The sequence below is a fragment of the Arthrobacter sp. UM1 genome, assembly GCF_020483305.1.
Classification (GTDB): Bacteria; Actinomycetota; Actinomycetes; order Actinomycetales; family Micrococcaceae; genus Falsarthrobacter.
Genome location: NZ_JACWAB010000004.1, coordinates 136,014 through 156,855 on the forward strand (window position 1 = coordinate 136,014; position 20,842 = coordinate 156,855).

Sequence of the window (20,842 nt, forward strand, 5' to 3'; positions counted from 1 at the left end):
GTCAGTCCCTCCACTCCGGACGAAGAAGCTCGTCCGCGTCGCCGAGATGGGTGAAGACGGGCCCGTGCTCCACGGCCGTCCCGAGCCCGAGGTGGGCGCAGAGCTGCGAGAACTTCGCCGCTGCCGACTCGGCCCGCTCGCTGCCGCGCACCGCGCTGACGTCCATCCAGTACGCGGGCGGCTCGCCGCCGATGGGCTCGAAGTCGAACCCCGCCGTCGAGCCGAAGAGCCGTTCGATCTCCCCGGGCACCTGCACGTAGTACGGGGTGTCGACGAGGAAGAGGAGGGTGGTGTCGTCGGTGTCGTACACCTCCCACTGCTCCTTCTCCGGGTTGATGACGAGGTAGAAGTCCGGGTTGATGTCCGCGACGGCCCAGGCGAGCGCCGCCGGGTCCGGCTCGTTCAGGGAGATGACGGTGTAGCGGCTACTCATAGTCCTCTTCGTCCTTGTCGAGGGAGGGGTCGTAGGCGGCCTGGACGGTCTTCGGCGCGCGGCCGCCCTGGATGAACAGGCCCCGTCCCGGCGGGAAGTGGCGGGCGCGGATGCCGTTGACGAGCGCGCCCTCGGTGCGGTCGCCGTCCATGAGGAACGTGGCGGCCCCGGACTCGCGAACGGCCGCGGTCACGGACTCGAACATGCCGCGCGAGGCGCCGGCGACCTTCCGGGTCATGATGACGTGCAGGCCGATCTCGCTCGCCATCGAGATGAACGGCGCGATCACCGCGAGCGGGCTCGTGCCGCCGGAGGTGAGGACGTCGTAGTCGTCGAGCACCAGGACGATCCTCGGCTTCGGCACGACGGCGGGACCGGACGCCGTGGGGTCCTTCGGGACCCGGCTCTCCAGCTCCTGGGCGATGGACGCCGCGAGGCTCTGCGCGAGCATGGAGCTCTTCGCGTGGCCGCCGAGGAACTCCTCTGGCACCGCGCCGTCGAGCTCCTGCCGCGGGTCGAAGAGCGCGACGACGATCTCGTCCGGGTCCGCCCCCTCGACGAGCTGGCGCAGGAGGCTGCGGACCAGGTTGGTCTTGCCGCTCTGGGAATCGCCCATGACGAGCACGTGGCGGTCCCGCCCGAAGAGGCTGACGAACTGCGTGGAGAAGTCGTGCTCCACGAGCCCGAGCTGGAGCACGCCCTCGCGGGGTGCGGGGGCGAGCCGCTCGAACGGCAGGGCCGGCGGCAGGACGCGGACGGGCGCCACGCAGGACGCGTCCGTGTGCTCCGAGAGCTCGCGGCTGATCGCGGAGAACGCCTCGGCGAGCCCCTCCGCGCCGGCCTCCCCGTCCATGCGGGGCAGCGCGAAGTGGCCGATGAGCGAGTCGTCCTGGAGCGCCCGGCCGGGGCGGCCCACGGGCACGGCCTCGCCCTTCTTCTTGCCGAACACGGACTCGGACGGCTCGGTCATGCGGAACTCGACCTTGTTGCCGAAGAAGGACTGCTGGGCGATCCGGATCTCGTTCCAGCGGGTGGCTGTGGCGACGACGTGCACGCCGTACCCCGATCCGCGGGCGAGGATCTCGTGGACCGGCTTCTCGATCTCCTCGAACTCGTCCGCGATCTGCCCGTAGCCGTCGATGAGCAGGACGATGTCCGCCACCGGCAGCTCCGGGATCTCGCCGCGGCGGTGCAGCTCTCGCATCGTCTCGAGGGAGTCGAGGCCGTGGCGCTCGAAGACCTCCTCGCGGTGGACGAGCATCGCCTGGACCTCCTCCACCGTGCGGCGGACGTTCTCCCGCACGGTGCGCACCCCGATGCCGCCCACGTGCGGCAGCTGCTCGAGCGTGAGCAGGGCGCTGCCCTTGAGGTCCACGCCGTAGAGCGCCAGCTCGGACGGCGAGTGGGTCAGGGCCGCGGAGAGCGCGAGCGTGCGCAGCGCCGTCGACTTGCCCGTCTGCGGGCCGCCGATGAGGGCCGCGTTGCCGCCGGCGCGCGTCAAGTCGATGTCCCACTGGCCCTGCCACTGCTTGGAGGGGTCGTCGAGCAGGCCCACGGGGATGCGCAGGGCGCCGCCCGTCGGGGCGGCGAACCCCTCGGCGGTGACCTGCGGCTCGCCGAGCACGGCGTCCAGCGCGAGCGCGTTCGGCAGCGGCGGCAGCCAGATCTCGCTCGTGGCGCGCGGGAACTCGCGGAGCACGTCCACAAGGCGGCTCATGACGGTCTCGCCGGTGGTGCGCTCGCTCCCCTTCGGCTCCTCGTCCTCCTGGGCGGTCCGGTCCTCGACGGCGCGGGCGACGACGGCCTCCTGCTCCCCCATCCCGAAGGGGGCCTCGATCACGCCGAGGGAGCGGTCCGCCCGGTCCTCGGCCTCCTCCTCAGCCCTGGACGGCAGCGGGCCGGAGACGAAGCCGGCCTTGAAGCGGTCGTAGACGGTCGTGTCCACCTTGAGGTAGCCGTAGCCCGGGATGGCGGGGAGGTGGAAGGCGTCCGGGGTCTCCAGGACGGTGCGGGACTCGGACTCGGAGAGGGTGCGCAGGCCGAGCCGGTAGGAGAGGTACGTGTCGAGCCCGCGCAGCTTGCCGGACTCGATGCGCTGGCTCGAGAGCATGAGGTGCACGCCGATCGAGCGGCCGATGCGGCCGATGGAGAGGAAGAGGTCGATGAAGTCCGGCTGCGCGGTGAGGAGCTCGCCGAACTCGTCGATGATGACGAGCAGGTGCGGCAGCGGCGCCCACTCCTCGCCGCGGGCGAGAGCCTCGCGGCGGTGCAGCTCGTAGTCCGTGACGTTGGCGATGTTGCCCGCGGCCTTGAGGACCTCCTGGCGGCGCAGGATCTCGCCCGCGAGCGAGTCGTGCACGCGGTCGATGAGCGAGGTCTCCTCGGAGAGGTTGGTGATGATGCCGTTGACGTGCGGCGCCCCCTCGAACGGCGCGAACGTGGCGCCGCCCTTGAAGTCCACGAGCACCATGTTGAGCCGCTCCGGCGAGTGCGTGGTCATGAGCGCGAGCACGATCGTGCGCAGCAGCTCCGACTTTCCGGAGCCCGTGGCACCCACGCAGAGGCCGTGCGGGCCCATGCCGAGCTGGGCCGACTCCTTGAGGTCGAGCAGGAGCGGCTTGCCGCCGTCGTCGGGCCCCAGGGGGATGCGGAGGAAGTCCGCGTCGGAGCCGGAGCCCCAGTTCCGCTCGATCTCCTCGCGGTTGAGCTCGTGGAGGCGCAGCATCTCGGTGAAGCGCTCGGAGTTGACGCTCTCGTTGTGCTCGAGCGAGTCCGGGGCGAGGCGCAGCGGCGCGAGGAGGCGGCCGAGGGCCTGGGCCTGCGCGAGGGTGACGTCCTCGAGCGCGAACTCGACGGGGTCCGGGTGGGACTCCTCGTCCCGCAGGTCCTCGCAGCGGGCGGAGGCGCGCTCGCCGTCCTCGGGGTCCCGGACCGTGAGGCGGGCCGCGATCCGGTCCGGCTCGTGGAGGCGCTCCTCGAGAAAGCGCACGCACGTGACCCCCAGGTCCGCAACGGAGAGGAGGGCGTCCGGGGAGGCGAGGGCCGCGGCGGGGCCCTCCTCGGAGAGGTCGACGACGAGCATCGCGGGCAGCAGCGTGTCCAGGTCCAGGTCCCGGCTGTTCTTGCGCACCTCGGCCGCGAGCTTCGCCCGCTTGAGGAGCTCGCCCCGCAGGTCCGCGGCCATCTCCTCCCGGCTGGTGTACACGCGCTTGAGCGGGCCGAGCGCCGAGGGGCGGTCCTGGGCGCTGACGTGCGGGAGGGACGCGGCCCACTCCCACTCGTGCCGGCGGGCCTCCGGAACCACGAGCGCGAGGTAGAGGTCCTCCGGGGAGTGGAGAACGGCGGCGCGGCTGATGATCTGGCGCGCGAGCGGCGCCGTGGCCTCGCGGGACCCGATGACCGTGGCCTCGCCGAGGAAGCGGAACGGGAACTCGCAGGGCACGCCCGGCGAGAGGCTGTAGCGGCGGCGGACCTGCTCGGCCTCGCCCGCGAGGAAGTAGTCCGGCCGCTCGATCGAGTGGGCCTCCGTGCGGATCTCGAGGTCCCGGACCGGGCGGTCCCCCACGCCGAGGCGGAGGCGGAGGAAGTCGCTGTGGCCGCGGCGCCGCTCCCAGAGGCGGGCGGGGTCCCGGACGATGTTCGGCAGCAGCTCGAACTCGGGGCTGTTGACCCGCGCGCCGGCGCGCAGCCGGGCGTCCTCCTCCGTGAACTCGCGGCGCTTGTCGTCGAGGTACTCGAGGTAGGCGTCCCGCTTGGCCTGCCGCTCGCGCCGGGCCTTTCCGCGCTGCGTGAAGAGGAGCAGGATCGAGGCGATGACGGTGACCACCATCATGATGGCGCCCACGGCCGCGAACGGGGAGCCGCGGAAGAGCATCATGACGGTCATCGAGGTGGCCGCGCCGAGCAGCGGCACGATCGTGAGGAGGTTGACCTTGCCTCCCGTCTGGTCCAGGACGGGCGGCGGCTCGAGGAAGACGCGCTCCCCCGCCTTCTGCGGGCGGGTGGAGCGGGCCGGGCGGTGGACGACGCGGTAGGTCACGAGGACGCCGCTCCCGTCCGGGCGAGCGTCAGCGCCGTCGAGGCGATCCGGAAGACCTCGAGCCGCACGCGCTCCGGCAGCGCGTCGAGGGAAAGGGGCTTCGGCGCGCGGAACCGGCGCTGGTGGCTCAGGCCCTCGAACGCCACGCCGGACTCGCGGGCCGTGCGCCGGGCGCGGCGGAGGACCGCGGGCCGGCCGGAGCTGCGCTCGTTGCCGAGGAGCAGCACGGGGAGGTCGAACCCCTGCTCCCGCATCGCGTCGAGGAGCGCCTGGGCGTCCCGGAAGCCGGACTCGCTCAGGTCCGCCACGAGGACCGCCGCGTGGGCGCGGCGCAGGACGGCGCGGGTCCGCTCGTCGTCGATCCCCGCCGGGCACTCGACGAGGGTCACCGCGCAGTGGCGGGAGAACTCGGCCACGAGGGTCGCGGCGCCGCGCTCGTCGAGCGGCTTCTCGTACCCGCTGGCGCCGACGACGACGGGCCGCCCCTCCTTCCCCGAGAGCGCCGCGAGGAACTCGGAGCGGCCGGAGGGGGCGGCGACGCTCAGGGCGCCGAGGCTTGCCCGCGGGCCGCCGTGCGCGGTCTCGAGGAGGCTGGGCGCGAGGCCCGAGCGCAGGCTCTCCACGTCCACGAGCCCCACGGCGTCCCGGCGGACCTCGGCGAGGGCGAGGGCCATGAGGGAGGCCGCGGTGGACGCGCCCGTCCCGCCGCCCGCCGAGACCACGGCGATCCGGCGGCCCGTGGAGACCGGCTGCTGCGCGCCCTGGACTGTGCGCGCGAGCTCGGAGGGGTAGGCGTCCTGGATGGCGCTGCGCCCCGCGGTGAGGGCCAGGCGGCCGTAACGGGCCCAGCGGGACTCGTCCGCCTCCGCGAGTGAGGTCGCGCTGCCCCGGAGGTAGGAGCGGTCACCGGCTCGTCGTGACGACATCGTGGGAGTCCTTTCCTACTTCTGGAACGTGGAGACGAGGGACGCGTACACGCCGAAGCCCCCGATGAGGACCGGGATCATGGACAGCGCGATGAGGAACTCGACCCGGTCCGCGAGCATCCGCTGGCGGGCCTGGACGTGCTCCGGCAGGCGGATCGCCGAGCCGCCGAGGAGCGCGAGCGCCGCGAGGAGGAAGACCCCCGCCCCCGCCGCCGTCCACACCGGGTTCCCGAGGACCGCCGCGAGCGCGGTGAAGAGGGAGGCGACGACGACGCCCGCGGCGACCCCCAGCACGACCCGCTGGAGCACGAGCGGGAAGTGCCGCAGGCGCAGGAGCATGACGAGTGCCCAGGCCCCGAGCAGCGAGATGTGCCACGCGGGGCTGGGGCCGCCGTCGTCGAGCAGGACGGAGGCGAGCGCCACGGAGGCGCCGATCCAGACGAAGGAGGACTGGAGCGTCCGGTGCGCCGCCGCGAGGGAGGTGGACACGGAGAGGCGGGTGACCTCCTCGGAGCGGGCGCGGCGGTCGTCGAGCGAGTTGAGGCCCGCGAGGCCGATGGCCCAGCGCGGGACGAACCCGAGGAGCAGCACCGAGACCGAGCCGGCCACGGCCGCCGCGTCCCCGAGGCGGGGCGTCAGCTGAAGGGTGAGCACCCACGCCGCCCCCGTGAAGAGCGCCACGGCGAGGATGGCCACAGCGCTGCGCGCCGAGCGGCGGCTGGCCTCCCGGGCGAGCTGCGTGAGCAGGACGGTCCCCGCCGCGATCCAGATCCTCGCCTCCGTGTTCCAGGGGCCGACGACGAGCGCCCACGCGCCGATGGCCAGCGGGACGAGCGAGAGGACCCGGCTGAAGAGGCCCGCGCGCCACGGGACCGCCGCGCTCGCGATCCAGCACGCGGCCGCAGCGGCGAGCGCCGCGACGGGCACGGCCGAGGGCATCCAGGCGGCGAAGAGGCCGAACGCGGCGATGAGCGCGAGGCTGCCGAAGACCGAGGCCATGAGGTCCCGCGCCTGCGGGGTGCCCGCGCGCTGGAGGGCGGGGAGCTCCTCCTCGACGACGTCCGCGACGTCGTAGACCACCGGCTCCGGGAGCGCGTCCTCGGTGGCGGTGAGGAGCAGCCAGGAGCCGTCCTCGACGCTCGCCTCGCGGAGGGAGGCGCTGTCCGGGAGGGCGGGGCCGCCGAGGCGGTTGAGGGCCACCCGGCCCGCGCCCGTGGACCCGGAGAAGCGGAGGACCTCGGTGAGGCGGGGAAGGAGGGCGCTCACGGGCTCGTCGGAGGGGAGGAGGAGCTCGGCGTTGCGGCCGTCCGCGGAGACGGTGACTCGGGTGAGAGAGGTTGTCACGAAAGGAGACCTTCGGTGCCGGTGGGGTGGATCTGGGTGACCGAGGCGGGGGCGGCGCCGCGGCGGAGCTTGGCCTGCTCGGCCTGCTGCTTCTCGATGAGGTTGACGATGAACGAGGTGGCGATGCACCCGGCGGCTATGACCGCGGCCACGATGACGCCCATGAGCAGGGGTCGGAGCTGGTCCGGGAGCTGGCGCCGCCAGCGGGCGCCGCCGAAGAAGACGGCGTTCTGGACGCGCTGGCGCCGCAGGGTGACGGCCTCGACCACCTGCTGGTCATACTGGCGCACGGATTCCCCCTGAGTCCTTGCTCGCGTCCTCGTCCGCGAGCCGCCGGGCCGCGCGAACGGTGTCTTCAGTCAACTCTAAGGGAAGTTCGGGCTTGATTCGGCCGCCTTACTGTGTGAGGCGCGGAATCCTGCGGCGAATTGAGGCATTTGAAATCTGGAATATCGCCGGGAAAGCAGACCGGAATAGGCAGGGAATGGCCCCTCTCCCCCGCCGAGAAGTTGCGGCGGCGAACGGAAACATGGTTAGGGTGGCTCGTCAACTCAAGCCTCTGCGGGCGATCCCGATGGGGGAGATCAACACAGTGAGGACGGTTCGCTGATGAAGTTCGATATGGGCGCACAGACCCTTGGCACGCTGGCCCGGGACACGGGGACGAGCAGCGACGAGCTCGTCTCGCTCGTCCGCCAGCTCGTGGACGCGGCGCAGCCGCTCGAGGGCAAGTTCAGCGGTGGCGGCAAGGCCAAGTTCGACGAGTTCAAGTCCCGCGTGGACGAGGTCACCAACGACCTCAGCACCTCGCTCGCGGCCATCAACCAGGGCCAGAGCGAGATGAACCAGCACACGCAGACCGGCGACCAGGACACCGCCGACAACGCTCAGCGCGCGCAGGGCACCGCGAACTTCGACGGCGCCCGCTTCGCCGCCCGCTGATCCCCGACACCGCACACTTCCGAGAACTCAGAGGACTACTGACATGACTGCAGGCAGTGACCGCATCGCCTTCGACACCGACGCCTCCCAGAACGTCCAGGGAGACATCCACGGCATCGTCTCCCGTCTCGAGACGCTGATGGGCCAGCGCGACCAGCAGGTCGCCACCGCGATGTCCGACTTCCAGATGGACGGTGCCTCGGACGAGTACCAGCATGTGGAGACCCGCTGGAAGAACGCCTCCACCGAGGTCAAGCAGATCATCCACCTGGTCAAGACGACGCTCGGCGACAACGACCAGACCGCGACGCAGACGCAGTCCAAGACGCGCACCGCCGTCGCGAACATCGGCTGACGAGCAGCCGCTCACAGGCGGCGCGCCTCCCCTGACAGGGGGCGCCGCGCCCTCCCCGCGCGGGAGGGGCCGCCAGCCGGGGCGGGCGGAGACAGCCGATCTTCGCCCGCCCCGATCTGTCTTCGCATGGGGGTTTTGAAGGGCATATGAAGTACAGCATCAGCACTCAGGGCTGCAACACGGTCATCACCAACGTGGGCACCGAGTCCAAGCCGTTCGACACGGCCAACAAGGGCATGGCGAAGGAGATCCCCGCGGCCGCCAAGGCATCGCAGTCTGGGATCGTGTCCAAGGCCCTCATGGGCTACTACGAGCACTCGTTCGGCAAGGACCTCCAGTCCATCTCCACGCTGACGAGCAACGGAACCACGAAGCTCAGCGAGGCGGTGGCCGAGTTCCGCCAGGGCGACGAGGCCATGATCCACCGGGCCGTCACGTCGATCGACCACACGGAGGGCAAGGGCAAGGACACCCCCGGCGCCTCCAAGGGCGGCTCTGCGCAGTCCGCCGGCGCCCCCGCCCACGGCCCGCGAAAGGACGCCCGATGACCGCCTCCGGCATTGACTCTTCCAAGATCCCCACGCTCGCGAACGCCGACTCCGTCGAAGAGCACGCGCGCAGCATCCGCAGCCACGGCTCCAGCGTCGAGAGCGCGACGACGAAGATCGACACCGAGTGGAAGAAGCTCCGCACCCACTTCGTCTCGCCGGACACGGAGACGCTCGTCAACGCGCTCAACCCGAACCTGAGCGACGGCGACGGCGTCAAGACCAACGCCGACGACGCCGCCAAAGCCCTCGAGGCCTATGCGAAGACCGAGCGGGAGCTGGCCAAGACGAAGGCGACCCTCGTCTCCGACATCGACTCCTTCGAGAAGGAGGTCTCCGGCGACAGCGACTGGAAGAAGGACGAGGGCAAGGTCAAGCACCAGCAGGCGCTGCTCGACCGCATCAGCGGCCTCGTCAGCAGCCACCAGGCCGCCGAGCGCACCTGCGCCAACGCGATCAACAAGATCTACGGCGGCACCCAGTACCGCGAGACTGCCGCAGACGGATCTGCCGCAGGCAGCGGCCAGGAGTACTACGGCTACAGCAGGGACATGCTCAACTCCGCCGCCGGCGCCGGCCAGGCGCCATGGGGCAAGCCGGCCGAGTGGGACAAGCCCTGGTACCGGGATCTGTGGGACGGTGCCAAGGACTTCGGCTCCGGCCTCTGGGAGAGCGTCAAGGGGACGGTCACGGGCCTCGTCTCGCTCGTGAACCCGTTCGACTGGGAGACGTTCTCCAGCACCTGGAAGGGCATCGGCACGCTCGCCGTCGACGTCGCGGTGACCACGTCCCCGGTCATGGCCGCCATGGCCCCGGACCGGTACCGCGAGTCCGCCGGGCGGCTCAAGAACGTGGGCGCGGCCATGCTCAATGTCGAGGAGTGGAAGCGGAACCCGGCCAAGGCCGCAGGCATGCTCACCGGCGATGTGCTCCAGACCGTGGCCACCGGCGGCGCCGGTGCGGGCCTCAAGGGCGCGGCGACGGCGGGCAAGGTCGGCCGGCTCGCCGGCAAGGCCGGAAACCTTGCGGGCAAAGTTGGGGACGTGGCCAGCAGCCTCGGTGGCAAGCTCGGCAAGCTCGGCGAGCTGAGTCCGGTCAAGCTGCCGAACGTCCGTCTGCGCGACATCAAGCTCAGCATCAAGAATCAGGCCTCTCTGGCCGTGGAAGACGTGACCAGGGCAGGTCTTCGGACGCTGGACCGGGTCACGGAGAGCCGCATGGCCCAGGGCATGAAGGAAGCTGTGCTGCCGCAGGCTCAGCGAGCAGCTGCGGCCGTTGACCGCTTCAATGCCTACACCAAAGCAGGCGCCCAGACCCTCGGAGAGCATTTCGCAACTGGTGTGTCGAAACTGAGACCGTTCGATTCGGGCAAGCTCGCGTTTGCTGACCACGCTCCGGGCGATATGACGAAGCTGAATTCCTTCCACGAGAACTATGACATGTTGATGAGCTCCAGCCACCAGGGAACCGGCCATGGCGGCGGAGGATCAGGCCATGGCAGCGGTTCGGGGGGCCACGGCAGTGGAGGAGAACGGGTCTCAGACGATCCGGAACGCGGAATTGTCGCCCTCAACCGCAAGACGGACTGGGGCGATATTCAGCATCAGGAGTTCGACAAGAAGGTCACGGGCCTCGACGAGGAAGCCAAGGCCAAGAGCGCTGCAGGCGAACCGATGACCTTCGAAAAGCCTGGTGAGCGCTACTGGAACAAGCGCCGTTTCCTCAACCAGTATCCCGACAAGGCGTACGAAAAACTCCCGGATCATCTGAAGTCCGAGAAACTGACGCAGGATTGGGAGGCCCTTGACAAGAGAAGTGACCTCTCCGAGGCAAGTCTGCGCCGGGAACGCCGTGAGCTCGTTCGCACAGCATTGAAGGGCTACGATCTGGACCACAAGATCGATCTTCAGCTAGGCGGCGCGGACGCAACACATAATCTCCAATGGCTCGAGCAGTCGGTCAACCGAAGTGTGGGATCGCAGCTGCGCTGGAAGATCGGAGATCCTGGCACTGGCAAGTTCGTGCGCCAGACGGTTGAGTCCGGTGCCGCCCCGGGAACGCCCATTGAAGGCTTCCGTTCAAACTAGGAAAGGAACCCGGCTCCGTTCATGAGCGCATCGCCCTTCGACCCCGTCCTTGAGAAGCAGACAGATCAGCTGTTCAAGGACGCTGTCGACCTCGCCCGCACCTCCGGCAACAAAGACGTCAAGAGATACCTGGGCCGGAAAGCAGACAAGGAACTCGCATGCAGGTCTGAGTACAACTCGCATGCTCTGCAGCTTGAGCTGTCCATCCTGTTCTCGATGGCAGAGCTGACCGAGCCACTCGAACTTCTGTTCCGAGGGCGCCTGACACAGATCATGGCTCTGCCCCCAGAAAGACGGATCGCCATCTACTTCTCGCTGCCCACCCTCCGGTGGAGCGCCGAGAAGGCGAACCTGACCGGATACGCCAAGCTCTTCAGCAAACCCGCCAACGCGCCTTCACGGGTGGAGTCCCCATTCAAAGGAATGGCATCTCGTCACGCGAAGCGACTGGCGGAGAATCTGGATCCAGACGTCTATGGAACCCCAGAGAATCCCAGCAAAGGCTGGAGACCAGACCCAGTCCCGATGTACCACATGTTCCTCGAAGAAATGATCAAGTTGAACTATCTGGAGGCTCAGTTCCCCTTCGGCAACGACATCGGCTGGACCCGGGAAGACTACGCCCAGGCGATCCACACGGACGCCCTGATCATCCGCCAGCAGCTCGGCTTCCCCCTGACCATGCCCAACCTGCCCGAAAACCCGCACGTGAACCTCCCCGAAGGGTTCCAGGGCTTTCCCGACTGGACTCCAGTCCCACCACACGGCTTCTGACACGGCTTCTGTGCAACCGCTGGCGCGCAACGACCTCCTCGATGAGCATCTAGACGCAACTTGCAACTCGGAGACACAGCCGGGCAAGGCCTCGGGACGGAACAGTCACGTATCAGCGACCTCGATGAAGTCCTCGAAGTTGTCTGACGTCCAGACCGGGCCCGTCCGGCACTACCCCAGCGAGAAGGTCACGGTCGAAAGGGAGAAGATCGGCGGACGAGACCACACCGTCGTGGTGGATCCGCACACCCACAAGAAGGTGGACCTTGGCGAAACCGCTGCGCACAAGGAGGCTGCAGCTCGAGCCCACGCCGAGAAGGACAGCCTCAGCAGCACTGGCCGCACCGAACCTGAAACCCCGCGCACGCAGCCGCAGTCCTCTCCGGGGCACCGGGCCCAGTACGCCCAGTTCACGGAGCCGCGAGCCAAAGCCGGCACGGCGACCCTGGAACGCCCCGCGGCCCATGCGGACACGCACCCACACGGGCACGGTTCAACATCGACGCTGGAGCGGACGAGCACAGGGGACAGCGCCTCGCATTCCTCTGGACCGTCCCACCGTGCAGGCTCCTCCGGCACTTCTCACGGCTCCGGAGCTCACGGCGAGGGCATCGGTCACGACCGACACAATCGCCCCTCTGATTCCAGCGGACCTGCCGGTCCTGCCGGTCATGCCGAGCATCACGACTCCCACGGCAGCGCCCACAATGGCGACCAGCAGCACGGACCCGAGGCTGGAGACGGCCTCGGCGACGGCGGGGCCGGTCACGGAGGCGGTTCAGGGACCGGCCACGGCGGGAACAACGGCAGCCATGGCGGGAAACTTCCTGACCGCCAGATGCCGGATGGGTCGAGGAACATCTTCGTCCGGGCACGAGCCAAGTGGGATGCGCTTCGACAGATGGAGTTCCGCAAGAAGCTCGATATCTTGAACAACGAGGCACAACACTCCACGAAACCGCTTCGCTTCCAGACTCCAGACAAGAGAATCATCACCCGATCCTCCGATATGGATGAGTTCAGCCAGCACGTGTTTCAGGCCGAAAACCCCCGGAACGCACTACGCTCCATGAACGTCCCAGAGGAAATCCAAGACAAAATCCTCTCCCGAATTGAGGACCGAGCAAAAGCGCGACCCGACGGAATCGCAAACGAAAGCGACTACAAGTCGGCCCTGCAGACAGAACTTCACAACTTCGATCTCGATCACAAGCGCGAGCTGCAGTTGGGCGGCAAAGACAGCATGGAGAACATGCAGTGGTTGCATAAGACTGTAAATCGAAGCTTCGGCGCTCAGATCAGACTCGAGCGAGCACGGGGTGAATTCGTGGTCGATGACCCAAGCAATCCAAATCAGAAGGGAACGCGCGTAAATGCCGTGCTTCAGGGCCCGTTGAGGTAAACACCCAAAGAGAACTCAGGCCGAAAGCCACGTCAATTCCGAATACATCCGACAAGCATACGATGCATGGAACTGGGGCATCTGCACCCCCGCCGATAACTACCTCGGTAGAGACTTCTTGAAAGAGATGACAGGGAATACCTACCACGCCCTGAATCAAATTCAGAATTTTTCGATCCTAGGGGTGCTCACAGAACAAAAAGATGTCGTAGCCCCTCTTGCCCTCCATACAATGTCGTATGCATCCGAGCTCAGCGAGATAGGATTCCGGGCATGTGAGCTAATTTCCACCTTACGGTGGAGTTGCTATAAGGTCGGCCTCATTCAGTACAAAGACTGTCTTACGATCACGATCAAGGCAATGAAGGAGCCCCCCGCATCGGAAGCCATTCAACATCTGGTAACCGATCGACAACGAGCTGGAATGGACTGGTTCGGAACCATCGAAGAACCCAGCCGGCTCGTCAGGAGAGAACCAGTTGCAAGGTTGAATCTACTGCTTCGCGAAATGTCCCAAGTAGCAACATATCGCCAATTTCCATCAGGCAATGACCTAAATTGGTCTCCACAAGAATACGACTTGGAACTTGCCAGTGATTTTCGCTTTGCGCGATTTATGCTCGGGCTCCCCACCGACCGCGATGACCCAGAAGCGGACGCGACGATTCCGACCCCCGAATGGTTCAACGGCTTCCCGCCACAGATCGACGAGAATGCACGCGACATGCCATATGGCCCACTTGACCCATGGGGTAATCCACTAGATCCCAACGCCGCCGCCAATTGAAATCAAGGGAAGATGGTCAAAATGGGAATGATCCAAGAATGGCTGGTTAACGACGTGAGCACAACCGGTTATGGTGAATTTTCAGGCGGGGCATTCACGAATCGCGCCAACGCTGTAAATGCTGGAAACAAGCTGAGGCGGAGACGATCCTCAAATTAATATGCTTGCACCTTAATGCAACAAGTGGATGGAAGGCTGTAAGAAGAGTGCCTGAAGTTCAGGGTCGCAGCGTCGGCACCCAGATTCGCAATGAGATGATTCGAGGCCAATTCGAGATGGCCAACCCTTCAGGCGGAGGCGTAACGAGAGTCGCCGGGATCATTCACGGAAGGTACCCGAAATCATGATCGCGACAGACGCCAATGCCGGGAGGCTTCTGCATGAGGCAGTTGAGGCCTGGAATCCCACAATATCGGAGATCGCGAACCAGTATCTCGGCCCCAAAATCGAAGCAGAGCTGCTGGAAGACTCCGTCAGAGGAGCCGAAATGTTCACAAAGTTCGGAGTCATCTCTGCCCTCACCGGCCAGGAAAACTTGATGGAACACCTCGTACAATATGTTTTAGAGACGAGCAGCAAGATGAGTGCCATCACGTTTCTGACATGTCGCAAGATTTCCACAATTCAGTGGTGTTCAGAATATCTTGGTCTCTCGGAGTACGCCCAAATTCTCGCAATTGAAATCGAGCCGATGAGTGAACCTCCTGCCTCTGTGAAGATCCAGCGATTCGTGACGAATGATGACGACGACAACTGGGATTGGCTCGGCACAGTCGAAAAACCTACATCCACATTCACAGTGAGCCCCATTCCAGCATTAGACAGGCTCTTCGACGATATGGCGAACCTTGCAACATATCGTCGATTCCCATCCGGCAATGACTTGAAATGGGGCATCGAAGACTTTAATAAGGAGCTCGCAATATCCGCGTCCTTCGCGCGGGCCCGAATGGGCCTTCCTGCAGAACGACCCGATCATAGGATGGAGCTTGACACGATGGCACCTGCGGACCTCCGGGGCTTTCCTCCACAGATCGACGTGCACGGTCCGAAGAGACAGTGACGGAAGCGCATATCCGGGGTTCAGAGGTGGCTGGTTGCCCTGAATCCAGCCAACTGTCCATCTGCCGAAAGACAATCACATGCGTAGTGACAATTGGATGAGCCGATTGACAGGTCGGGCTTTCAGGCTCGCCTCCGCGAGTGAGGCTAAAGACGTACATGATGAAGACTACTTGACGAGGGCCGTCGCGGAATGGACTCCTGGCGTGTGCAGGTTGGCAGACAGATACCGCGGTAAAGACCTTCGCAGGGAGCTGAAGGACGGAACGTCCGAAGCGACTAAGATGCTTCGAAACTACTCCATACTGGCGACTCTCACGAGCCAGCCAACTATTGTTGAGCGCCTCATCTGGCATCATATGAATCACTTGAAAAACCTCAACGAAATAAATTTCTTTGTCTGTCAGACAATTGCGACACTTCGCTGGTGCGCGCAAGAACTCCGCCTTGACGGGTATGCCTCGCTGCTCGACCTCGAGATCATGCCGATGACCTGCCCTCCAGCATCTAGAGGGTTCAAGCAACTGGTCACTGATCAGGCGAAATCGGGAATGGACTGGTACGGAACCATAGAGAATCCAAGCCTGCTTGTCGTCAACGCCCCAGTTCCCCGGCTGGATCGCCTCATGCGTGAAATGTCTGACGTAGCCGCATACAGGCAGTTCCCTTCAGCAAACGACATGAATTGGGCTACTGAAGACTTCGACGCCGAACTCGCTGAAGATGCACGATTCGCGCGCCACATGCTGGGCCTGCCTCTTGATCCACCTCCCAGAAGAGTCCAGTCGCGAATCGAGCTGCCGTTCTCGTTCAACGGATTTCCTCCTCAATACGATGCGGCCGCTCGGTCAAGACCGTTAGGCTGACTTGATCCTTCGGGAGGGTCAATCGCCGACTGAGCGGGTATATGTATGTTCATCTCCAGTCAGCAGTCGGAGAAGTCACGCTTGGGAGAACCAGGACGACGACCCGGTCTGCCTCCTGAAGTGATTTCGTTCGGACTCGCCTGCTGCGACGCAAGTGGAGCACGAGGAGCCCAGGACGTCCAATCAGTCTCATGAGGCAAGGAAGATGGGAGACCGCTGGCATGGAACGGACGCCTTATGACCCAATCCTTGAGCGTCAGGCCAACCGTCTGTACGCCGAATCGGTGAAGCGCGCCCAGAGTTCAGGGGTCAAGGATGTCAAGAAGTACTTGGGACGCAAGGCCGCAGAGGAGATCAAGTGCAGGTCCAAGTACAACGAGTGGAAGATCCAGCTCGAGTTCGCCATCCTCTTCTCGATGGCCGAGCTCACTGAAGCGCTGGAGCTGCTTTTCAGAGGCAAGATCACCCAGACCATGGCACTCCAACCACAGGGAGGCAGAGGCATCTACAGGTCGCTGCCCACCCTGCGCTGGTGCGCAGAGAAGACAAACCTCACCGGGTACGCCGAGCTCTTCAGCAAGCCGTCCAATGCCCCCAGCAGGATCGACTCGCCCTTCCGTGGCATGGCCTCACGCCACGCGAAAAGACTCGCAGAAAATCTCGACCCCACATTTTACGGAACCCTTGAGAAACCCAGCCGCGGGTGGAGCGGCTCCGATCCGGTCCCGATGTACCACACGTTCCTCGAAGAGATGGTCAGACTGAACTACTTCGTGGCCCAATACCCGTTCGGCAACGACATCGGCTGGGCCCGGGATGACTACGCCAGCGCCCTAGAGACAGATGCCCTGATCATCCGGCAGCAGCTCGGCTTCCCGCTGATCCTGCCCAACCTGCCCGAGAACCCGCACGTAGCTCTACCCGATGGCTTCACAGGTCTGCCTGACTGGACCCCTGACCCTCGCCCTCCTGGTTTCTGAACGGCTATGAGGGGACTTCATCGGCGCCACAATAGGAGAAGCTAAAGACCATGTTTCATCACCAAGGGTGAGGCGATCCGTGCGAACTGAACACATCCAAGACAAGGCCACGGCAAGAGAAGCCGACCGGCTCTTTAAGGAAGCCGTGCAAGTTGCAGAAAGGTCGGGCAATCAGTTCGTATCCCATTACTTGGGGAAGTCCGCCTACAAGAAAATATGCACTTCAGCCTCGAGCGCTTCACTTTTGACGCAAGAACACTACATGGTGCTGTTCACCCTGGCCGACCTTCGCGAAGCCGCTGTTCTCATGTTCCGGGGTCGCATTCTTCAGATCCAGTCTCTGAAACTCCCGGCAAAACATTCTGCATTTCACAGTCTTCCCACTATGGCGTGGTGCGCAGACCGGTTGAATCTGACTGGCTACTCCCTTCTATTCAGACCCAAGACTCAGGTAACCTTCGCCGCTCCTCTCAAGAACTCGGCACAGGACTATACCAATCGCTACCGTAACGCAGAGCAGGGACGAAACGAGTTTCTCGCCTACGGAGACGTAGAGACGCCTGGCGATCACTGGAAAGGCTGGTCTCAATCCGTCATCTACACTTTTCTTGACGAGATTGTTCATTTCATCAATCTCAAGACCTACTTCCCCCGGCACAACAATATTGACTGGACCCTCGAAGACTACGAGTCAGCGCTAGACAAGGATGCCCAGATTCTCAGGGCTCGGATCGGCCTTTCCCCAGCGGCAACGCCATGGCCCGAGGAGAGCGGGGTCATCCTTCCAGCAGATTTCGTCGAGTTCAGCGAATTCGATGAACTGTATTCCGAATATCTGCCGACACGCTAGAGTGTTTGGACTAGGAGTCAACAAGCACCAATTCAGTACCGTGATGGCCATTTTCGACTGGTCCGCGAAGCACGAACATCGACATCATGACATGGCAACCCAGTGGAGGCAGAGGCGCTACCCGCCCCAGTCCATCCTGCGAAAGTGTACTGACAACACAAAGTTGACTGAATGCACCGATCGCTCCGGTAAACCCGCCGACGCACTGCACCTCGTCCGAGGCTGCTCATCTGGCCGTTCACTCCGCTATCGGGGAGACAACCGGTTCACTGGTCCCCGGCCTTGAACGGGGCTGCTTCTGCGGAACCTTCAAGCAAGTCAGTCACAGCGTAGAGACCAGCCCCGTCCTAATGGATCGCACATACGCTTGAGGAGACGAACGACTTAGCCAACCCCGTTGGCGCATCTTTTCTGCAACAGCATCGTCTGAACCCGAGGCGACTACGACCGGACATGGGGGCCAGCGCCATGGTCATCCGGCAACACCTCGGTTTTCCCTGACGATGCCCCCCCCCTAGACAACGCTCCCTGACGGCTACGAGTGTCTATCCTGAAAGGGGAAAACTCACCGGTCAGGTACCGAGCCGACGACAACCAGATTTTTAAGGACGACTACAGTGAACAAAGCTTATATTGCAGACCAGTCTCTCGCAGACGAATCCGATGACATGTATGCATCCGCGATCGAACTGGCCCGCGAAAAGGACCTTTATCCTGTAACAAAATATATGGGAAAGAAGGCGTTTAAAATGATTTGCTCTTCGTCCCCCATGGGTTCAATTCGGTTTCAGGAGGAGTTTGTCGCCCTATTCACAGTTGCAGGATTCCGTGATGTTGTAATCCAAATGTTCAAAGCGAGAATTTTGCGCCTCGCTGCGGTAATCCCCCTATCAAAGCCTTCAATCTATCATTCGCTTCCTGCATATGAGGTCTGCGCCAGTCACTTGAACCTTGCCGGATATGCATCACTGTTTGACAAAAAGTCCCCCACCGTGGAAGCAACACCCCTTGACGCAAGTGCCGAGATGATCACTCAGAGATATCGCAACACATTTCCTGGAACGCTAGAATTCAGACTCTATGGCACCGAGGACATTCGGGGAACTCATTGGAAAGGAAGCCCCAATTCCACCATCTACACATACCTCGATGAGATCATACGGTTCTCAAACCTCTGGAAGTACTATCCAGACAATACCAATGTCGACTGGGGCCCGCGAGAGTACCAGAGAGCAATCCTGTCGAACTTGAGGGTTATGAGGTCGAATTTTGGCCTCCCTCCCGCCCTGCCCGATTTTCCCACGTCGGAAGAGACATTCATGCCTGAACAGTTCGACCTCCTTGACCAAGAGGCATCTCCGAGGGAATGACGGCCACCGCGAAGGCACCACAGCCCATCCTTGCGAAGCCCGCCCTGAGGCCCCCTCTGAACCCCCGCCGAAGACTTCCGTTCAAACCAGGAAAGGACCCGGACTCCGTTCATGAGTGCATCGCCCTTCGACCCCGTCCTTGAGAAGCAGACAGATCAACTGTTCAAGGACGCTGTCGACCTCGCCCGCGCCTCTGGAAACAAAGACGTCAAGCGATACCTGTGCAGGAAAGCAGACAAGGAACTCGCATGCAGGTCTGAGTACAACTCGCATGCTCTGCAGCTTGAGCTGTCCATCTTGTTCTCGATGGCAGAGCTGACCGACCCCCTCGAACTTCTGTTCCGAGGGCGCCTGACACAGATCATGGCTCTGCCCCCAGAAAGAAGGATCGCCATCTACTTCTCGCTGCCCACCCTCCGGTGGAGCGCCGAGAAGGCGAACCTGACCGGTTACGCCAAGCTCTTCAGCAAAACCGCCAACGCGCCTTCCAGAGTCGACTCCCCTTTCCGCGCCCTCGCATCTCGGAAGTTTGAACGTCTCGTCGACCCCGACCCTCGGGAAGAACGATTCTACGGAACCCTTGAAAACCCCTCCCATGGCTGGAGACCCGACCCGGTTCCGATGTATCACACCTACCTTGAGGAAATGATCGACCTCACCAATCTCCTCAGCCACTTCCCCTTCGGGAACGACATCGGCTGGACCCGTGAAGACTACGCCCAGGCGATCCACACGGACGCCCTGATCATCCGCCAGCAGCTCGGCTTCCCCCTGACCATGCCCAACCTGCCCGAAAACCCGCACGTGAACCTCCCCGAAGGGTTCCAGGGCTTCCCCGACTGGACCCCGATCCCTCCGGCCCTGCCGAACCGTTGAATCGCACGAGGGGGGGTGGCGCCCACCCCAGCACCCTGTCATAGGGTGAAAGCAACACTTCTCCTCAGGAAGGCAGCATCGTGGCACTCAGTCTCACCGCGACAGAACCCAACACCCGCGCTTACGCTCCCGAGATCCTCGGCCCTGTCATCACCGAGAACAATCTCCCCGGGACCACGTTCAACAACGGCCTGCTCCGCTTCCACAACGAGGAATCGGGGGCCCTCGCCCAGCAGAACCTCTATGATTTCTTCGGCGATCGCGCCGCTGAGCTCACCCCCTTCGCCGTCGACTGGCGGGGCCGCCACTTCTGCCGCGTCCAAATCGAGGGAAACGACGTCGCCCTGCGCGCCGATTCGGCGTTCATGGAGGCCAGCCCCATGGCCGACTACCACGACACCGTCGCCTTCCTTCTCCAGAGCGACGGCGCCGCCGACATGCTCGAGACGGAGGTCATGGAGAAGTCCTTCGAGGCGCTCGGCGTGTACGGCCTGAAATTCACGGACTGCATCGGCCTCAAGATCCCCGCCTTCCTCGGCGGCGAAGAGGAGATCTCCAACTTCGAGGTCAACAACATGGACGTCTACTGGACGTTCAACGCCCAGGTCTACAACCAGGTCAAAGACCTTCCCCCGGGAACGCCCATCTCCGAGATCAACCTCGGCTGACCAGCACCGCGAAGGAGAACACCATGGACACTGCAGAGGTTCAGAAGCACCTCGAGCGCATCGCCGAGGAACTCGAGTTCGACGGCGACGAGTGGAACGAGCCGGCCACGGACGAGGAGATCGCCGAAGCCGAGGAAACGCTCGGCGTGACGTTCCCCGAGACGTACAAGAAGATCCTCCGGCTGCACAACGGTTCCGAGTACCGGGAGTTCATGAGCCTCGAGGAGGCCATCGAGGTCGCCGAGGAGCTGGAGGAGCTCGCGGAGGAGAACTCCGACGGCCTCAACGAGACCGTCAACCTGAGCGAGGACAAGCCCGGCGTCCTCAAGAACGGCGCCTACCGGCGCGGCTGGGTCCCCCTGTTCGACTTCGGCACGGGAGCCTTCGACTGCGTTGACTGCGATCCGGGGCCCAACGGCGCTGCAGGTCAGATCGTCCGCTACGACCCCGACGGCGTCGAGGGAATCGAGTTCACCTCCCTCGAGGAGTGGCTCGAGGAGTTCGACGGCTCCTGAAGCCTCCGTCCAGCCCCA

The 20,842-nt window shown here is 64.2% G+C and carries 20 protein-coding genes; 15 read left to right on the plus strand and 5 right to left on the minus strand.

The window, feature by feature from the left end; all coding sequences use genetic code 11:
- Window position 1: 1 nt before the first annotated feature.
- Genes H9I38_RS07075 through H9I38_RS10965 form a run of 5 tightly spaced genes read right to left on the minus strand, consistent with a single transcriptional unit; the run spans window position 2 to window position 7,032 of the window.
- Window positions 2-433 carry a hypothetical protein gene (locus tag H9I38_RS07075; RefSeq protein ID WP_226338058.1) on the minus strand — a complete coding sequence of 144 codons (432 nt, stop codon included), beginning with the start codon at window positions 431-433 and terminating at the stop codon, window positions 2-4.
- Entirely contained in the window at window positions 426-4,472 is a 4,047-nt protein-coding gene (eccCa, locus tag H9I38_RS07080) for a type VII secretion protein EccCa (protein ID WP_226338059.1), read from the minus strand. The genes H9I38_RS07075 and eccCa overlap by 8 nt, the downstream gene beginning before the upstream one ends.
- Entirely contained in the window at window positions 4,469-5,398 is a 930-nt protein-coding gene (locus H9I38_RS07085; RefSeq protein WP_226338060.1) for a hypothetical protein, read from the minus strand. The genes eccCa and H9I38_RS07085 overlap by 4 nt, the downstream gene beginning before the upstream one ends.
- 15 nt (window positions 5,399-5,413) lie before the next feature.
- Window positions 5,414-6,742, minus strand: coding sequence for an EsaB/YukD family protein (locus H9I38_RS07090; RefSeq protein ID WP_226338061.1), 1,329 nt, complete (start codon window positions 6,740-6,742; stop codon window positions 5,414-5,416).
- Entirely contained in the window at window positions 6,739-7,032 is a 294-nt protein-coding gene (locus tag H9I38_RS10965; protein WP_226338062.1) for a hypothetical protein, read from the minus strand. The genes H9I38_RS07090 and H9I38_RS10965 overlap by 4 nt, the downstream gene beginning before the upstream one ends.
- 319 nt (window positions 7,033-7,351) lie before the next feature.
- Between H9I38_RS10965 and H9I38_RS07100 the strand changes: the two genes are divergently transcribed.
- The 15 genes from H9I38_RS07100 to H9I38_RS07170 all read left to right on the plus strand — a co-directional run bounded on the left by H9I38_RS07100 (window position 7,352) and on the right by H9I38_RS07170 (window position 20,824).
- Complete coding sequence (locus H9I38_RS07100) at window positions 7,352-7,684, plus strand: hypothetical protein (protein ID WP_226338063.1); 333 nt, start codon at window positions 7,352-7,354, stop codon at window positions 7,682-7,684.
- 43 nt (window positions 7,685-7,727) lie between these two features.
- Window positions 7,728-8,039 (plus strand): pore-forming ESAT-6 family protein, encoded by a 312-nt coding sequence (locus tag H9I38_RS07105; RefSeq protein WP_226338064.1) that lies wholly within the window; start codon window positions 7,728-7,730, stop codon window positions 8,037-8,039.
- A gap of 146 nt (window positions 8,040-8,185) precedes the next feature.
- Window positions 8,186-8,587 (plus strand): DUF6507 family protein, encoded by a 402-nt coding sequence (locus H9I38_RS07110; RefSeq protein WP_226338065.1) that lies wholly within the window; start codon window positions 8,186-8,188, stop codon window positions 8,585-8,587.
- Complete coding sequence (locus H9I38_RS07115) at window positions 8,584-10,674, plus strand: HNH endonuclease signature motif containing protein (protein WP_226338066.1); 2,091 nt, start codon at window positions 8,584-8,586, stop codon at window positions 10,672-10,674. Before H9I38_RS07110 ends, H9I38_RS07115 begins: the two co-directional genes overlap by 4 nt.
- A gap of 21 nt (window positions 10,675-10,695) precedes the next feature.
- The gene (locus tag H9I38_RS07120) at window positions 10,696-11,448 is read left to right on the plus strand and encodes a hypothetical protein (RefSeq protein WP_226338067.1); all 753 of its coding nucleotides are present in this window, start codon (window positions 10,696-10,698) and stop codon (window positions 11,446-11,448) included.
- 124 nt (window positions 11,449-11,572) lie between these two features.
- The gene (locus tag H9I38_RS07125) at window positions 11,573-12,850 is read left to right on the plus strand and encodes an HNH endonuclease signature motif containing protein (protein WP_226338068.1); all 1,278 of its coding nucleotides are present in this window, start codon (window positions 11,573-11,575) and stop codon (window positions 12,848-12,850) included.
- Window positions 12,851-12,968: 118 nt separating this feature from the next.
- Window positions 12,969-13,637 (plus strand): hypothetical protein, encoded by a 669-nt coding sequence (locus tag H9I38_RS07130; protein ID WP_226338069.1) that lies wholly within the window; start codon window positions 12,969-12,971, stop codon window positions 13,635-13,637.
- A gap of 343 nt (window positions 13,638-13,980) precedes the next feature.
- Window positions 13,981-14,700 carry a hypothetical protein gene (locus H9I38_RS07135; RefSeq protein WP_226338070.1) on the plus strand — a complete coding sequence of 240 codons (720 nt, stop codon included), beginning with the start codon at window positions 13,981-13,983 and terminating at the stop codon, window positions 14,698-14,700.
- Window positions 14,701-14,797: 97 nt separating this feature from the next.
- A complete protein-coding gene (locus H9I38_RS07140; RefSeq protein WP_226338071.1) occupies window positions 14,798-15,565 on the plus strand; it encodes a hypothetical protein in 768 nt (255 codons plus the stop codon).
- Between the two features lie 221 nt (window positions 15,566-15,786).
- A complete protein-coding gene (locus H9I38_RS07145; protein WP_226338072.1) occupies window positions 15,787-16,545 on the plus strand; it encodes a hypothetical protein in 759 nt (252 codons plus the stop codon).
- A 79-nt stretch (window positions 16,546-16,624) separates the two neighbouring features.
- Window positions 16,625-17,395, plus strand: a complete 771-nt coding sequence (locus H9I38_RS07150) for a hypothetical protein (protein ID WP_226338073.1) — start codon at window positions 16,625-16,627, stop codon at window positions 17,393-17,395.
- 617 nt (window positions 17,396-18,012) lie between these two features.
- Window positions 18,013-18,765, plus strand: a complete 753-nt coding sequence (locus H9I38_RS07155) for a hypothetical protein (RefSeq protein WP_226338074.1) — start codon at window positions 18,013-18,015, stop codon at window positions 18,763-18,765.
- 111 nt (window positions 18,766-18,876) lie between these two features.
- Window positions 18,877-19,641: a hypothetical protein gene (locus H9I38_RS07160; protein WP_226338075.1), complete on the plus strand. Its 765-nt coding sequence runs from the start codon at window positions 18,877-18,879 to the stop codon at window positions 19,639-19,641.
- Window positions 19,642-19,721: 80 nt separating this feature from the next.
- Window positions 19,722-20,309: a T6SS immunity protein Tdi1 domain-containing protein gene (locus tag H9I38_RS10970; protein ID WP_226338076.1), complete on the plus strand. Its 588-nt coding sequence runs from the start codon at window positions 19,722-19,724 to the stop codon at window positions 20,307-20,309.
- A 23-nt stretch (window positions 20,310-20,332) separates the two neighbouring features.
- Entirely contained in the window at window positions 20,333-20,824 is a 492-nt protein-coding gene (locus H9I38_RS07170) for an SMI1/KNR4 family protein (RefSeq protein WP_226338077.1), read from the plus strand.
- Window positions 20,825-20,842 lie beyond the last annotated feature (18 nt).

Excerpts from the sequence above, each read along its gene's own strand:
- H9I38_RS07120 (WP_226338067.1), top strand. The coding sequence starts at position 10,696 with ATGAGCGCATCGCCCTTCGACCCCGTCCTTGAGAAGCAGACAGATCAG.
- H9I38_RS07125 (WP_226338068.1), top strand. The coding sequence starts at position 11,573 with ATGAAGTCCTCGAAGTTGTCTGACGTCCAGACCGGGCCCGTCCGGCAC.
- H9I38_RS07085 (WP_226338060.1), bottom strand. The coding sequence starts at position 5,398 with ATGTCGTCACGACGAGCCGGTGACCGCTCCTACCTCCGGGGCAGCGCG.
- H9I38_RS07170 (WP_226338077.1), top strand. The coding sequence starts at position 20,333 with ATGGACACTGCAGAGGTTCAGAAGCACCTCGAGCGCATCGCCGAGGAA.
- H9I38_RS07110 (WP_226338065.1), top strand. The coding sequence starts at position 8,186 with ATGAAGTACAGCATCAGCACTCAGGGCTGCAACACGGTCATCACCAAC.
- H9I38_RS07160 (WP_226338075.1), top strand. The coding sequence starts at position 18,877 with ATGAGTGCATCGCCCTTCGACCCCGTCCTTGAGAAGCAGACAGATCAA.
- H9I38_RS07140 (WP_226338071.1), top strand. The coding sequence starts at position 14,798 with ATGAGCCGATTGACAGGTCGGGCTTTCAGGCTCGCCTCCGCGAGTGAG.
- H9I38_RS07145 (WP_226338072.1), top strand. The coding sequence starts at position 15,787 with ATGGAACGGACGCCTTATGACCCAATCCTTGAGCGTCAGGCCAACCGT.
- H9I38_RS07115 (WP_226338066.1), top strand. The coding sequence starts at position 8,584 with ATGACCGCCTCCGGCATTGACTCTTCCAAGATCCCCACGCTCGCGAAC.
- H9I38_RS07105 (WP_226338064.1), top strand. The coding sequence starts at position 7,728 with ATGACTGCAGGCAGTGACCGCATCGCCTTCGACACCGACGCCTCCCAG.
- H9I38_RS07100 (WP_226338063.1), top strand. The coding sequence starts at position 7,352 with ATGAAGTTCGATATGGGCGCACAGACCCTTGGCACGCTGGCCCGGGAC.
- H9I38_RS07135 (WP_226338070.1), top strand. The coding sequence starts at position 13,981 with ATGATCGCGACAGACGCCAATGCCGGGAGGCTTCTGCATGAGGCAGTT.
- H9I38_RS07075 (WP_226338058.1), bottom strand. The coding sequence starts at position 433 with ATGAGTAGCCGCTACACCGTCATCTCCCTGAACGAGCCGGACCCGGCG.